The organism is Bordetella tumbae, assembly GCF_054780995.1.
This window is the reverse complement of record NZ_BAAGVG010000018.1, coordinates 56,355-70,828: the sequence shown is the minus strand read 5'-3', so window position 1 is coordinate 70,828 and position 14,474 is coordinate 56,355. Positions and strand designations below refer to the sequence as shown.

At 60.5% G+C, this 14,474-nt stretch carries 15 protein-coding genes and 1 riboswitch; of the genes, 8 read left to right on the top strand and 7 right to left on the bottom strand.

Annotated features, from left to right (window positions below; genetic code table 11):
- Window positions 1-490: 490 nt before the first annotated feature.
- Window positions 491-2,314 carry a biosynthetic-type acetolactate synthase large subunit gene (ilvB, locus tag ACYVI2_RS15165; protein WP_415819929.1) on the bottom strand — a complete coding sequence of 608 codons (1,824 nt, stop codon included), beginning with the start codon at window positions 2,312-2,314 and terminating at the stop codon, window positions 491-493.
- Window positions 2,315-2,407: 93 nt separating this feature from the next.
- On the opposite strand from ilvB, the gene ACYVI2_RS15160 reads away from it, so the two are divergent.
- From ACYVI2_RS15160 to ribB, 3 genes are all read left to right on the top strand, one after another.
- Complete coding sequence (locus ACYVI2_RS15160) at window positions 2,408-2,881, top strand: Lrp/AsnC family transcriptional regulator (RefSeq protein WP_094824000.1); 474 nt, start codon at window positions 2,408-2,410, stop codon at window positions 2,879-2,881.
- A gap of 137 nt (window positions 2,882-3,018) precedes the next feature.
- Entirely contained in the window at window positions 3,019-3,546 is a 528-nt protein-coding gene (locus ACYVI2_RS15155) for an SET domain-containing protein (protein ID WP_415819923.1), read from the top strand.
- A 39-nt stretch (window positions 3,547-3,585) separates the two neighbouring features.
- A riboswitch (FMN riboswitch) is annotated at window positions 3,586-3,737 on the top strand.
- 135 nt (window positions 3,738-3,872) lie between these two features.
- Entirely contained in the window at window positions 3,873-4,610 is a 738-nt protein-coding gene (ribB, locus tag ACYVI2_RS15150; RefSeq protein ID WP_415819922.1) for a 3,4-dihydroxy-2-butanone-4-phosphate synthase, read from the top strand.
- Window positions 4,611-4,631: 21 nt separating this feature from the next.
- Here the strand turns inward: ribB and ACYVI2_RS15145 are convergent, their stop codons facing one another.
- Both ACYVI2_RS15145 and panE read right to left on the bottom strand, forming a co-directional pair.
- Entirely contained in the window at window positions 4,632-5,147 is a 516-nt protein-coding gene (locus ACYVI2_RS15145) for a nucleoside 2-deoxyribosyltransferase (RefSeq protein WP_415819921.1), read from the bottom strand.
- A gap of 49 nt (window positions 5,148-5,196) precedes the next feature.
- Window positions 5,197-6,126, bottom strand: coding sequence for a 2-dehydropantoate 2-reductase (panE, locus tag ACYVI2_RS15140; protein WP_415819920.1), 930 nt, complete (start codon window positions 6,124-6,126; stop codon window positions 5,197-5,199).
- A 218-nt stretch (window positions 6,127-6,344) separates the two neighbouring features.
- Here panE and ACYVI2_RS15135 point away from each other — a divergent pair, with 218 nt between their 5' ends.
- Window positions 6,345-7,400: a BMP family protein gene (locus ACYVI2_RS15135; RefSeq protein ID WP_415819919.1), complete on the top strand. Its 1,056-nt coding sequence runs from the start codon at window positions 6,345-6,347 to the stop codon at window positions 7,398-7,400.
- On the opposite strand, the gene ACYVI2_RS15130 is transcribed toward ACYVI2_RS15135, so the two are convergent.
- Together ACYVI2_RS15130 and ACYVI2_RS15125 are read right to left on the bottom strand one after the other, a co-directional pair.
- Window positions 7,382-8,212 carry an AraC family transcriptional regulator gene (locus tag ACYVI2_RS15130; protein WP_415819918.1) on the bottom strand — a complete coding sequence of 277 codons (831 nt, stop codon included), beginning with the start codon at window positions 8,210-8,212 and terminating at the stop codon, window positions 7,382-7,384. The two genes, ACYVI2_RS15135 and ACYVI2_RS15130, sit on opposite strands and share 19 nt — an antisense overlap.
- 72 nt (window positions 8,213-8,284) lie before the next feature.
- The gene (locus ACYVI2_RS15125) at window positions 8,285-9,448 is read right to left on the bottom strand and encodes an alpha-hydroxy acid oxidase (RefSeq protein WP_415819917.1); all 1,164 of its coding nucleotides are present in this window, start codon (window positions 9,446-9,448) and stop codon (window positions 8,285-8,287) included.
- 90 nt (window positions 9,449-9,538) lie between these two features.
- On the opposite strand from ACYVI2_RS15125, the gene ACYVI2_RS15120 reads away from it, so the two are divergent.
- Complete coding sequence (locus ACYVI2_RS15120) at window positions 9,539-9,823, top strand: acylphosphatase (protein WP_415819916.1); 285 nt, start codon at window positions 9,539-9,541, stop codon at window positions 9,821-9,823.
- A gap of 48 nt (window positions 9,824-9,871) precedes the next feature.
- Here ACYVI2_RS15120 and ACYVI2_RS15115 read toward each other — a convergent pair whose 3' ends face one another.
- Complete coding sequence (locus ACYVI2_RS15115; RefSeq protein WP_415819915.1) at window positions 9,872-10,777, bottom strand: LysR family transcriptional regulator; 906 nt, start codon at window positions 10,775-10,777, stop codon at window positions 9,872-9,874.
- 144 nt (window positions 10,778-10,921) lie between these two features.
- Between ACYVI2_RS15115 and ACYVI2_RS15110 the strand changes: the two genes are divergently transcribed.
- Both ACYVI2_RS15110 and ycaC read left to right on the top strand, forming a co-directional pair.
- On the top strand, window positions 10,922-11,788 hold the full coding sequence (locus ACYVI2_RS15110) for a pirin family protein (protein ID WP_094823990.1): 867 nt from the start codon (window positions 10,922-10,924) through the stop codon (window positions 11,786-11,788).
- Between the two features lie 117 nt (window positions 11,789-11,905).
- Window positions 11,906-12,532 carry an isochorismate family cysteine hydrolase YcaC gene (gene ycaC, locus ACYVI2_RS15105; RefSeq protein ID WP_415819914.1) on the top strand — a complete coding sequence of 209 codons (627 nt, stop codon included), beginning with the start codon at window positions 11,906-11,908 and terminating at the stop codon, window positions 12,530-12,532.
- 64 nt (window positions 12,533-12,596) lie between these two features.
- On the opposite strand, the gene soxR is transcribed toward ycaC, so the two are convergent.
- Entirely contained in the window at window positions 12,597-13,073 is a 477-nt protein-coding gene (gene soxR, locus ACYVI2_RS15100) for a redox-sensitive transcriptional activator SoxR (RefSeq protein WP_415819913.1), read from the bottom strand.
- A gap of 160 nt (window positions 13,074-13,233) precedes the next feature.
- Here soxR and ACYVI2_RS15095 point away from each other — a divergent pair, with 160 nt between their 5' ends.
- Window positions 13,234-14,469 carry an efflux RND transporter periplasmic adaptor subunit gene (locus tag ACYVI2_RS15095; RefSeq protein WP_415819928.1) on the top strand — a complete coding sequence of 412 codons (1,236 nt, stop codon included), beginning with the start codon at window positions 13,234-13,236 and terminating at the stop codon, window positions 14,467-14,469.
- Window positions 14,470-14,474 lie beyond the last annotated feature (5 nt).

Below are 14,474 nucleotides of genomic sequence, written 5' to 3'. Positions count from 1 at the left end.
ATCGTACTGAGTTCTTTAGGCGCCGGTGTTCGTCGCGTATAGGCGCTGCCGGCCCTATCGCCCGGTCTGGCCGCCTGCGCGGCCAGACTTCCCTTCACCTGCCTCGTCAGGCGGGGCGGCTGGGCAAACTCGCTCCGCTGCGCTCCACTCAGACATGCCCAGCCGACTGCCCCCCGCCTGACAAGGCAGGTTCGGCGGGCTCTACGGGCCAGCAGCGCCTATACGCGACGAACACCGGCTCGCAATGTCTGCAGGTTACGGATGCTTTGATGGCGTGATCTGAATGACGGCAGGGTTGCGGTGGGGGATTGCGGTGGCATGCCATCACTGTGAGTCGCGGCCGGTTGCCATGGGCCACGCTGGCCTTTTGAGCCGCGATTTAGCCCGCGAAGCGGGCCGAGGCCCCTGGTCATGGGCCGAGTCGCGGCGATTAGGCCAGCGTGGCCCATGGCAACCGGCCGCGACGTGTTAACAGCGAAAACCTACGCCATCAAACACTGTCATCCTCATACCAAACCCCTTCAGCCAACATCATCCGATGATGCCCCTCACCAGCAGGCATCATGGGAAAACAGTTCTCCTGCGCAGCCACCGCAACGTCCAAGAAGTACGGTCCAGGATGCGCCAGACATTGCGCCAACGCCTCATCCAACTGCGCCGGATCATCCACTCGCGCCGCTCCCCAGCCAAACGCTTTGGCAAGCGCAACGAAATCGGGCAGAGATGCGTTGTAGCTGTGGCTATAACGTCCACCGTGAATCAATTCCTGCCATTGACGCACCATCCCCATATAGCCGTTATTGCACAACACGACCTTCACACGTGTGTCATGCTGCATGGCTGTGGATAACTCCTGGATGTTCATCAACACCGAAGCATCGCCACTGACACACACCACCGTTTTATCTGGATGCGCGACCTGCGCCCCGATCGCAGCCGGCAGCCCATAGCCCATCGTCCCAGCACCGCCCGAGGTCAGCCAACGATTCGGCTTGTCGAAACGTAGATACTGCGCGGCCCACATCTGGTGCTGGCCCACATCGGTGGAAACGATCGCATCGTGGCTGGCCAACGCAGTGTTCAACTGCTGCATCAACTGCTGCGGCAAGATCGCTTCCGGCGTGGACGAATAGGCCAGGCAATCTTTCGCGCGCCATGTGTCGATCCGCCGCCACCAATCCGTCAGTCTCGCGGCCGGCAAGGGATGCTCGTTCAGCGCACTGCGCAGCGCATCGATCAAAGGTAGGCAATCGCCAACAAGAGCAACGTCGACGCGCACCACCTTGTTGATGGATGCAGGATCGATGTCGATATGGATCTTGCGGGCATGGGGGCAAAACTCAGCGAGTTTGCCGGTGATGCGGTCATCAAAGCGTGCTCCGATGCATACCACCAGGTCGGCTTCGTGCATGGCCATGTTGGCCTCTAGCGTGCCGTGCATGCCGAGCATGCCCACGAATTGCGGGTCCGATGCAGGAAACGCCCCCAGGCCCATCAACGTCAGCGTGCAGGGCGCCCCTGTGTGACGCACGAGGTCGGTGAATGCCTGGCAGGACTGCGGGCCAGAGTTGATCAGGCCGCCGCCACCATAAAAAACCGGGCGACGCGCCTGTGCGATCAGGGCCGCAGCACGGCGCACCGCGGTCTGCGGCAGTTTCAACGGGGCTTTGCCCGCCTGCCGGCGCGCGCGCAATGCGGCGACACGCGAGCCTTCTGAGGGCTCTGCGGTCTCTGGTGATGAGGGTAACGGGGTCAACTGCACGTCTTTCGGAAAATCCACGAGCACAGGCCCCGGCCGTCCCTGGCGTGTCAGATCAAAGGCGCGCCCGACCACGTCGGCCACGTTGTCGACGGTGCGAATCTGGGTATTCCACTTGGTCACAGAGCGCGAGATCCCCATGGCGTCGCACTCTTGGAAAGCGTCCGTGCCAATTGCGGTGGTCGCTACTTGGCCGCTGATGCACAACACCGGGATCGAATCGCACATGGCGTCCAGCAAACCGGATGTCGTGTTCGCCATCCCCGGACCCGAGGTCACAAACACCACGCCGGGCCGGCCGGTGGTGCGTGCATAGCCTTCAGCAGCATGGACCGCCGCCTGCTCATGGCGCACCAGCACGTGACGCAAGCGCGGCTCGGCGTACAGCGCATCGTAAAGCGGCAGTACGGCGCCCCCCGGATAACCGAACACGGTATCGACACCACGAGCAATCAGCGTGTCGAGCAAAATTTGCGCCCCGTTGCGGGCGGGGCGGGTATCGGAGTTCAAGGCGGCGAGGGCGCTGGCGTGGAGTCGATCGTTCATAGTGGATATCTTATGCCTTTCCGCCCAGAAGATTTCTCTTATTTTCTCCAAATTCCGGGATTTTCCAGTAAATTAATCTTTGTTTTTAAGGAAACCCGGAAAATGAAACTAGACAAATTTGATCTTGCCATTTTGAGGGCCTTACAGCAGAACGCCCGCGCCAGCCTCAACGAGATCGGCGCCGAGGTCGGCCTGTCTTCGACGCCCTGTTGGAATCGCATCAAACGCATGGAGTCTGCGGGCGTCATTCGCGGCTATACGGTGGACCTGGATCCCGCCAGTCTCGGCTTCATGGATACCGTTATCGTGCACATCACGCTGGAAAGCCACAGCGAAGAAACCCTTTACGAATTTGGCCGCGCGCTGGCGCAGATTCCCGAGGTCCTGGAGGCCTTTCTCGTATCGGGCGACTATGACTACTACATCCGCATCGCCGTGCGCGACACGCGCGACTATGAACGGCTATTGCGCGAACAGCTTTATCGCATTCCAGGCATTCGCCATAGCAAGTCCTGTTTCGTACTGCGCCGGCTGAAGGAAACGCAGTTGCCGTTGAATACCGAGATCACCACATGATGCCTGCGCAGAACGCGTTGCCTTGCCCAATGCGCTTGCCCTCCAAGGGCCACGCGGATATGGCAAAACGCATTGCCTAGGGACTGTCATCCATTGCACCTATAATCCCCGCTGGCCCGCTACCTGGCTTTGCCTTCATGACCACTGCAGAATCCCCCAAGCCCTGGCACGTCGTGCGCCGCTCCAAGCTGCACGGCAATGGTGTCTTTGCTGCCCGCAAGATCCCCGCCGGTACCCAGATCATCGAATACCAAGGCGCACGCATCAGCGCCAAGGAAGCCGATCGCCGTCATCCTACGAATCCCGACGATCCGTTCCACACGTTCTTCTTTTCGCTGAGCTCGGGCCGCGTGATCGATGGCGGCGACAATGGTAATGATGCACGCTGGATCAACCACGCCTGCGAGCCCAACTGCGAATCGCAGGAAAGCGCAGGCGGCAAACGTGTCTTCATCACGGCACTGCGCGATATCGCGCGTGGCGAAGAGCTGTTCTACGACTACGGCCTGGTGCTCGAGGACAAGATCACCAAAAAGCTCAAGGCAGCTTATCTTTGCCTGTGCGGGGCGCCGACCTGCCGCGGCACCATGCTGGCGGTCAAGACAAAGAAAAAGAAAAACAAAAAAGACAAAAAGGACCTGGAAAATCAGGCCTCCTCGGACTAGGCGTACAATGTCCTTCGTGCCGCGTGTTGCGGCATAGCAGTACGTCTTCAGGGCGGGGCGAAACTCCCCACCGGCGGTAAGCCACACTTGGCGAGCCCGCGAGCGCCCGGTCTGTCTCATGGCAGCCGGGGTCAGCAGATCTGGTGCAATTCCAGAGCCGACGGTCACAGTCCGGATGAGAGAAGATGTGCCAGCTGAACCCACCCAATCGCGGGCAATTCGTCTCGGCCATAGGCCGTCGCGTGCTGCTTGGCCGTTGTACGGGCAAAGATGGCTATCATGTGCCCTGAAACGTTTTTCGCCACCTTTTCTGCGAGAGCGTTTCAATGTCTAGTGTCACTTCTACCGCAACTCCCACCAGCCACAGCGCCGGTATCCCTGCCTCACCGTATTCCCCTCCCGATCTCTACGCGCAGCCATTCCAGACGCGGCTGACGCGGGCGTTGCATCATCTGCGCCTGGGCCGTCCCGTCATCTTGATGGACGACTTCGATCGCGAAAACGAGGCCGACCTGATCGTCGCTGCCGACAAGCTCACTGTCCCCATCATGGCACAGCTGATCCGCGACTGCAGCGGCATCGTCTGCCTGTGCCTGACTGATGAAACCTTGGACCAGTTGCAACTGCCTCCCATGGTGACGCGCAACGAAAGCCGGTTCAGCACCGCCTTTACCGTGTCCATCGAGGCCCGCAATGGCGTGTCCACAGGCGTCTCGGCCGCCGACCGCGTCACCACCATCCGGGCCGCGATCGCCTCCGGCGCGCAGGCCGAAGACATCGTCAGCCCCGGCCATGTGTTTCCCTTGCGTGCGCAGCCCGGTGGCGTGCTGACACGGCGCGGACACACCGAAGGCTCGGTCGATCTCGCCGTGCTGGCAGGTATGCGTCCGGCCGCCGTACTGTGCGAACTGATGAATCCCGACGGCACCATGATGCGGGGCCCGGCCATCGCACGCTACGCAGCGGAACATGGCCTGGTCGCCTTGACCATTGCCGAGCTGGCCGATCATCGCCGTCAATTGGAGCAGGCAAGCGCAACAGCGCCGGATGCTGTCGCTGCCTGAGATGCGCCTGCGTCTGATCCGTCAGGCGCCCTCTGTATCACGCAGTGCCTGCGCCATGCGAGCCAGGCACTGCGCTGCATCCCCTACGACCACCGTCGCACTGCAGGCCAGCATCAGATTCAGATTCAGGCCAAAATCCTCGACGGTATAGCCGTCGCGATCAACATGGCGCGGCGGATCATTACGTTGCGCCACAGCCAGGCGCTGTACCAACGAATCCGCCTCATCCACATAGGCCCATACCGGCTTGGCCAGCGCCGTGGCATAGCCGACCTCAAACGCCGTCCCCGAATCGGGTTCGGCGCCGCGAAACGCATTCAGATTCGCCATCACCGCATCGGCCTGGCGAATCAGCACGACATTGGCCTCATAAATCCACTGTGCCAAAGCCCGTCCCGAGAGATCGGCCGGCGCCTGGTTATCCAGGGGGTACGACCCCTCAAAGCCATGCTGGCGGCATTGCTGTTTCAACCATGCACCGTGAGCCAGCGAGTCCGCACGAAACACATCAAAACCCGCCAGATAGATCTTCTTCATCGGTTACCTTATCGGTGTCCACACCCCACGCCGCCCAGGCCCGCGCAGCCTACACGCTCGCTGCGCGCTGTGCCTGATAGACCTGCAGATGGGTATAAGCCACTCGCAGATACGGCACGTCCAGCTGCAATACGCCAGCACGCCGCACCATATCGCCAATGATGTGATCGGCCTCGACCGGGCCATTCAAGCTCAGGTCGCGGAACATGGATGCCGTCATGGGTGACTGGCGGTCCGTCAGGATCTTCAGTGCCGACTCGTCCGCCTCGGCACGCACGGCATGCCCGGACGCCGCAGCCACCTGCTGGCATTCCCCGAGCAAGCTGCGCAGAATGTCCTCTCCCGAATCCGTCGACGCGATCTGTCCGATAGGCCCGCGCATCAAACACGTCGCCGACGCCATGGTGGTCAGGAAAACGTACTTTTCCCAAACGTCCTGCTGTATCTCCGCACTCAGTCGGCTGGTGAACGCCGCATCGGCCAATGCGGCCTCCAGTGCAGTACAACGCGCACTGCGCGGCTCGCCGGCGCGTTCGCCATACACAAACACTGCATGTTGTCCCAGATGCTTGACCTGACCCTGCGCCCCCAGCGTCGCATTGATCTGACAGAGCCCGCCCAATACGCGCGATGCGCCAAACGCCGCGTCCAGGGCATCGTATTGCAGCACCCCATTCATGATCGGCAAGATCGCCGTATCCGGCCCGACCGCAGGGCGAATTGCCTCGATCGCACTGGTCAGGTCATAAGCCTTGCAGCTGACCACCACCACGTCATAGGCCGCGGTCAATTCGTCCGCCGTGACCAACTGCGGCTGCACGACGGCATCGCCACGCGGACTTTCGATTTTCAACCCCTCTGCCCGCAGCTTTTGGGCGCGCGCCTCTCGTACCAGAAACGTCACATCGGCGCCCGCTTGTGCGGCTCGCCCGCCGAAATAGCCGCCAGTACCGCCCGCGCCTAGGAACAACAATCTCATGTGTTTCTCCAGTGAATGCTGCGCACCGCTTCAGGCCGGGCGCGTAATCTGAAATTATGCACCCATGCAGGCCTCACACCGGGCACAAGCTGCCTATAATCATCGCTACGCGCAGTAACGACACACGACAGCGCCAGCCCGTCATGTTGCACTGCGTGACTTATGCGCATGGTGCGATCTTATGCCGCAATGTTACTGGGCGATCAGGAACCTCACCCATGACTATTGGTGCTTCTTTGCCAACAACCGAACAAACCCGACGACGCGCGCTACTGCAGCTCGGCGCAGCCGTGGGCGCGATCCTGATAGCAGGAAAACTCCAGGCGCAAACCGGCGTCAAGATCAAGGTCGCCGCCGTCTACACCGTTCCGATAGTGCAGCCTTGGGTATCACGCGTGCACACAGCATTGGTGCTGGCGCGGTCGCGCGGTGAGATCGACTACCTCTATTCGGAAAACGTCGTTCCCGAAAAGTACGAGGCAACAATGCGCAAATACGCCCAGCAGGGCGTACAACTCATCATCGGTGAAGCCTTCGCAGGCGAGTCCGGCATATATCGGGTTGCCAAAGACTATCCAAATATCGCATTCCTGGTCGGCTCGACCAACCGTCCACAGCAACCCAACCTCTCGGTTTTCAATAACTACATCCAGGAACCCGTCTATCTGGCCGGCATGATTGCCGGCGGCATGAGCCAATCCGGCACCATCGGCCTGGTTGCCTGCGACCCCATCCCGGGTATCAACCGTTTGTTGCATGCCTTTATGGACGGCGTACGCGAAATCAACCCTGACGCAAAATTTCTCGTCACGTTCATCCACTCACGCTTTGATCCACTCAAAGCCAAACAAGCGGCCTTTGCTCAAATCGACCAGGGTGCCGATGTCCTTTACGCAGAACATGTCGGCGCAGCCGAGGCTGCCGAACAACGCGGCAAGCTGATCATCAGTAACACCGTGGATATGCAGGCTCAATATCCCGATACCGTTGTCGCATCGGCCATATGGGACATGGTACCCACCATCGAACGCGCGTTGACCATGGTCAGGCGAGGCACGTTCAAAGCAGACGACTACGGCAAATACTCGCAAATGCGCTATCAGGGCGCGATGCTGGCGCCGCTAGGGACCTTTCAAGACAAAGTCCCCAGCGCACTGATCGCTCGCGTAGAGGCTCGCCAGCAAACCATGCTCGATGGGCGCTTCACCATCAAACTCAACGACGCGCCACTGCCCCCGGCCGGCCACTCACCGACTCAGGCGAGCGGCAAATAAATACGCGTTTTTAGATCCGAAGCAGGGGTTGTCTTCGGATCATTGACGTATTCTTCCCACATGGGAAAATCCCGCGTTTCGTAGCCGCTATCCGGCAGCCATTGCCCGAATAACCAGTTATACGCCGACTCCAGCTCACTGTACGGTCCCGTATATTCCAATACGGCGCAACGCGTGGCAGGCAACGCAAATGGTTCAAACACCGCATCCACGACCGCCCCATCGGGCAACGTAAAACCCGCTAGCGCGCGTAACTGATCAGCCGGCACCTGTTGCGGATCGTCGAAATACACGCCAAACGACCGTGTCGCGGGCTCGATCAGCTCCCGGCTGGACGCCAACAAGAACAGGCGATCGAACGTGGTTCCGATGTGTTGATAATCGCCATGATGTGCCAGCGTTGCCAACGATGCGCCCGCGAAAGTTTCGATGCTAGTGGGATACATACCAAGCTCCTGAGGATTAAAGGGCCTGGAGCGCGCATGCCGGTAACGCCCCGGCGGTACGCCGAACGTTGTCCCGAAAGCCCGGTTGAACGCCGCTTGCGATGTATATCCCGCACGTTGCGCCACCTGCTGCATGGACCGGTCCCCCGCGAGATCTGTCGACGCACGATGCATACGCAAGCGCGACATCGTGGCGTTCACCGTCTCCCCCATCAACGCGCGATAGACACGGTGAAAATGATAAGGCGACAGGCACGCCAAGTCGGCCAGCAGGTACAAGTCCGGCGTCGCATCAGGATGCGACGCCAACCACTGCAACACGGGTTCCAGCCGCTTGGCGTAATGAATGCGGGTTTTGGCTTTCATTCGTTCTCCAGTGCTTGCACTGTAACGAGGACCCATTTGCAGATTTTGCGGTTTTGCGAGGCCTGGAGGGTGCTACGTGGGATACGTCCCCGGCAGCAACATGCTTCGATCGCCCGGCGTCAACGACTTGCGCCCGCACAGCGCCATCGTCACGTCCAGCTCCTTGTAGAGGATTTCCAGGGCGCGGGTCACGCCCGCTTTTCCATATGCCCCCAGGCCATACAAAAAAGCACGCCCGATCATGGTGCCGCTCGCGCCCAGGGACACGGCCTTCAGCACATCCTGGCCCGATCGAATGCCGCCGTCCATCCAGACCTCGATCCGTGATCCCACCGCCTCCGCAATAGCGGGCAACGCCGCGATTGACGACATCGCGCCATCCAATTGACGCCCGCCATGATTACTGACAATCAATGCGTCAGCGCCGCTATCGGCGGCCAAACGCGCATCCTCAACGTCCAGCACGCCTTTCAGAATCAGTTTCCCGCCCCAGCGCTGCTTGATCCACTCGACATCGTCCCAGCTCAAGCAAGGGTCAAATTGCTCTGCCGTCCACGACGCGAGCGACGACATATCGGCGACGCCTTTGGCATGACCAACGATATTGCCGAACGTACGGCGTGGCGTGCCCAGCATTCCCAGGCACCAGCGCGGTTTGGTCGCCAGGTTGATCAGATTCGCCAAGGTCGGCTTGGGCGGCGTCGACAGACCATTGCGAATATCTTTGTGGCGCTGCCCCATGATCTGCAAATCCAGCGTCAACACTAGCGCCGAGCAATTCGCCGCCTTGGCGCGATCAATCAGATTCCCGACAAAATCGCGATCACGCATCACATACAACTGAAACCAGAACGGCTTGCCCGTCGCGCGCGCCACGTCTTCGAGCGAGCAGATGCTCATCGTCGACAGCGTAAAAGGCACACCGAACTCGGCCGCCGCCTGCGCCGCCAGCATTTCGCCGTCCGCGTGCTGCATGCCTGTCAAGCCCGTAGGCGCGATCGCCACCGGCATGATGGCATCGGCGCCCGCCATCGTGGTGCGCAATGAACGGCCTTCCATATTGACGGCGACCCGCTGGCGCAGCTTGATTTTCTGAAAATCAGTTTCGTTGGCACGATACGTGCTCTCGGTCCATGCCCCCGAATCGGCATAGTCATAGAACATGCGTGGCACGCGTTTCTGCGCCAATACACGCAGGTCTTCGATGCAGGTCATCTTGGCAAGATTCTGGGTCATAGGACACTATTGCAAAATAGAGGGCTCCGAAAGTATACGCGTCGCTCCCGCAGCCTCGACACCAGATCAACCAGGTATCAAAGGATTCTCATGCAAGTCCCTCAACACGAAACCGTACACGCCATCATCAAGGGGGTCGTACAAGGCGTGGGCTACCGGCACGCCACCGTGCGCCGCGCCCATATGCTGGGTGTCACCGGATGGGTGCAAAACATGGAAGACGGCACCGTACAAGCCATGGTGCAAGGCAGCCCTGATCAGGTCGATCACATGCTGGAATGGCTGCGCCGCGGCCCGCCCGCTGCTCTCGTACGTGAGCTGATTACCGAACGCATCTACGCCGACAAACGCTACGTCCGCTTTGAACAGCTGTAGCCGGCAATCGCCCCCGATCTGGATTCACCAAGCCACGGCGGGCAAAGATCAATCGTCAGGCAACACCGCAAAATGATCGGCCATGAAATCGATCAGCGCCCTGACCGCCGGCAGTTGCCCACGCCTGGAAGCGAACACCGCGTGCACGATCTCGCGGCGTGGCGCCCAATCAGGCAATATCGTCACCAGCTCGCCGCGCTCGAATTGCCCGCGCAGCAACATGGTGGGCAATTGCACAATTCCCACGCCTGCTACCGCTGCAGCCCGCAGCGCCAGCATGCCGCGCGTAATCAAGCGTGGTTGATGACGGATGGCGGCATGTGCACCATTCGGCCCGAATAAATTCCACACATGCTCGCTCTGCGGTAAACCCAGCCCCAGGCTGGGCAGATTCGTCAGATCCGCAGGCGCGGCGGGCTTGCCGACACGCTGCAGCAGCGCCGGGCTGGCGACCAGGCACTGCCCCCGCTCGCAAAACACCCGCATGATCAGATCGCTGTCTTCCAATGGTGGCGGCCGCACGCGGATCGCGACATCGATGCCTTCGGCTACCACATCCACACGGCGATTCGTTTCCTCCAGGTGAATCTGGACCAGGGGATACTGCACCATAAAAGCCGCCAGCATCTCGGCCACCTGCGCGTCCAACAGCGCCACGGGACAAGTCACCCGGACCGTACCGCGCGGCTCGGCCTGCGTGAGCGCCACGGCTTCCTGCGCTGCCTCCGCCTCGACCAGCATCGCTTTGCAATGGGTATAGAACGTCTGACCGATCTCCGTCACCGCAAAATGGCGGGTCGTACGCATCAGCAATCGCGTATCCAGCCTGGCTTCCAACAAAGCAATACGCCGGCTCAGTTTGGACTTGGGCACGCCCAGTGCACGTCCGGCGGGTGCAAAGCCCCCGTAATCCACCACCTGTACAAAGTAATAGAGATCGTTCAAATCCTGCATGGTGGCTCCTCACTCCTGGCCCAGTGTTCTCATAATAGAACAGTGATAACGAATTTTGCCTACTACCGCCAAAATTGTCCCGAATCTATAGTTCTAGTCATGGCGCTGCGACACATAGCTCGCAGCCGGCACTGGAGAAAGATGATGAAGAAAGTCCTCGGCGTTTACAGCGCTCCGCGTCCCCACTGGGTTGGCGACGGCTTTCCGGTTCGTTCGATGTTCGGCTACGACAGCCACGGCAAGCATCTCAGCCCGTTTCTGCTGCTGGACTACGCCGGCCCGGCGCAATTCGCGCCAGCCGCCCGTCCCCGTGGCGTAGGCCAGCATCCGCATCGCGGCTTTGAAACCGTCACCATCGTGTACCAGGGCGAAGTCGACCACCGCGACTCCACCGGCGCCGGCGGCCACATCGGTCCGGGCGACGTTCAATGGATGACGGCGGCCGGCGGCATTCTGCACGAGGAATTTCATTCCGAAGCGTTCACCCGCCAAGGTGGCGCACTGGAAATGGTGCAACTCTGGGTCAATCTGCCAGCACGCGACAAAATGTCCGCGCCAGGCTATCAAACCCTGTTGAATCGCGACATTCCCTCGGTAGCGCTGCCCGACGGTGCAGGCCAGGTCCGTGTCATTGCAGGCGAATTCGATGGCCATCGCGGCCCGGCACAGACCCATACCCCCATGAATGTCTGGGATGTGCGTCTGAACCAGCAAGGTGTCGCGACGTTTGACGTACCAGAAGGCCACACCCTGGCGTTGGTGGTGCTGCGCGGCACAGTGATGGTCAACGGCGCTGAAATCGTTCGCGAAGCGCAGCTGGTCCATCTCGAGCGCGATGGCACCCAAGTCCAGGTCGAGGCCAATAACGACGCCACGCTGCTGCTGCTCAGCGGCGAACCGATCGACGAGCCCATCGTGGGCTACGGTCCCTTCGTCATGAATAGCGACGCCGAAATCCGTCAGGCCATCGACGATTTCAACCGGGGCCGTTTTGGCCAGATGACGCATTAGTCTTGACCGATGCGCGCCGTCCTCGATCCGACGGCGTGCATCGCCTCCCCCTCGCCCATGCGAGCCATGCTTGACCCTGCCCACCCGGGCGCCACCTGAGTGCCATTGGAGACCATCATGACCAAACCCTACACCCGTCTGGACAAGAACAACGCTGCCGTTTTGCTGGTAGACCACCAAGCCGGTCTGCTGTCCCTGGTACGCGACATCGACCCTGACAAATTCAAGAACAACGTGCTGGCCTTGGCCGACATGGCCAAGTATTTCGAACTGCCCACGATTCTGACCACCAGCTTCGAGACCGGCCCGAACGGCCCGCTCGTACCCGAACTGAAGGCCCAGTTTCCCGATGCCCCATACATTGCGCGTCCCGGCCAAATCAACGCCTGGGACAACGAAGACTTCGTCAAAGCCATCAAGGCCACCGGTAAAAAGCAACTGATCATCGCCGGCGTCGTCACCGAAGTCTGCGTCGCATTCCCTGCGCTGTCAGCCCTGGAAGAAGGCTTCGAAGTATTCGTCATCACCGATGCATCCGGGACCTTTAACCCGCTCACCCGCGATGCCGCCTGGGACCGCATGAGCGCCGCGGGCGCCCAGCTGATGACCTGGTTCGGCGCAGCATGCGAACTGCATCGCGACTGGCGCAACGACATCGAAGGCCTGGCCGAATTGTTCTCGAACCACATTCCTGACTATCGCAACCTGATCACCAGCTACAACACGCTGACGCAGGCGAAATAATCAGCTTATTGCACCGCCCGGCGGGAACCCTCGGGCGGTGCGCTACCGACGATTCGCAACGGCTTCACGCCTCATCACCAGCAGGCGTCAACTGGTCACCCAACCACAATCTGGGCCCCGGTCCCTTGCGGCCAATACAGTCGGCGCGGTTGAACACATTGCAGACCTTCATCGACAAGCAACCGCATCCTATGCAGGACTCGAGGTTGCGGCGCAATTGCTTCAGCTCCCGTATGCGCTCGTCCACGCGGCTGATCCAGACAGGCGAGAGACGGCTCCATTCTTCACCGGTAGGAGCATGATGTTTGGGTAGCCCGTCGAGCTGCGCAGCGATTTCGTCCAGTTGAAACCCCAATCGCTGGGCAAACACGATATAGGCCACTCGCCGCAGCGTCGAGCGGCGATAGCGGCGATGACCGGATCCGCTGCGAGTGGACTCGATCAGGCCGAGCGATTCGTAATAGCGCAGGGCCGAGGCATTGACCCCGCTGCGCTGCGCGATAAACCCTATTGGAAGCAAGGCATCATCCCGCTCGTCCATGTCGCAAACTCCATTTTGTCACTTGACTTAAAGTTGACTTTAACTTTGAAAATACATTCCTTCAACGAGTAAATCGGGGCGCCTTGCCCCGTGTGGCCGTTGCGGCCACGCTCATTCCTGGAATGTGAAGATGACATCGACGATCAGCCAGCGCTGGTTTATGCGACTGGGTACAGCGGCCATGACCATGGCCGCACTATTGGGCTTGAGCGCTTGCGAACAGGCTGCCGGAGGCAAGGAGCAGGCCGCGGAACCTCCCCCCGCCCAGGTAACCGTCGAACCCGTGGAACAACGTCAAATACAACAATGGGACACGTTCAACGGCCGCATTGCCGCCATGGAAAGCGTGGAGATCCGCCCCCGCGTCAGCGGCTACATTGACGCCGTGAACTTCCAGGATGGGCAGCCGGTACGCAAAGGCCAACTCTTGTTCACGATCGACGCAAGACCCTATCAGGCCGCGCTTGCCAGCGCCCAGGCACAGCTGCAGCACGCCAAAGCGGCGGCGGCCTTGGCCCGCACACAGGACAAGCGTGCCCGTGCGCTATTACCGGATCGGGCGATCTCCGCAGAAGAAGCGGACAACCGTGCCAGCACCTTGGCGCAGGCCCTCGCCAACGTACAGGCCGCAGAGGCGGCCCTTGCCACCGCGCAGCTGGACCTGGACTTTACCGTAGTACGCGCGCCGATCGACGGTATGGTCGGTCGTGCAATGCTGACGGCCGGCAATCTGGCACAGGCCAATACGAGCGTCCTGACCACACTGGTGTCACAGGATCCCGTTTATGTTTATTTCGATGCGGACGAGCAAAGTCTGTTGCGTAATAAACAGATCGCCCGCACGGCCGGCAATCGCGGCACAAACGCCACACTCGTACGGATCGGCCTGGCAAACGAAGATCATTTTCCGCACCAAGGCGCGGTGAGCTTTACCGATAACCGCCTCGATCCGCAGACCGGCACCCTCCGCGTGCGCGCCACCCTTCCCAATCCTCGGGGCCTGTTCACGCCCGGCATGTTTGCACGTGTACAGATGCAGAGCCCTGCCAGATCCAACGCCATCCTGATCGACGACAAAGCCGTCTTGACGGACCAAGACCGCAAATATGCCTACGTGGTGGGTCAGGGCAACCGCGCTGAACGTCGCGAACTGCAACTGGGCCGTCTGTTCGAGGGCCGGCGCATTGTGGAATCAGGACTCCAGCCGGGAGACCAAGTGGTCGTCGCAGGCATGCAGCGGATCTACTACCCAGGCATGCCACTGGCGCCCACCACACGCAACGACAAAGAGCCAGAAAAACCCGCTTCGACAGATCGAGATCAAACGCGAAACTCCGTCGCGCAGTTAGACGTTACGCCGTACACAGAACAAACCGCCGCCGTGCATCGGCCGTAAATCGA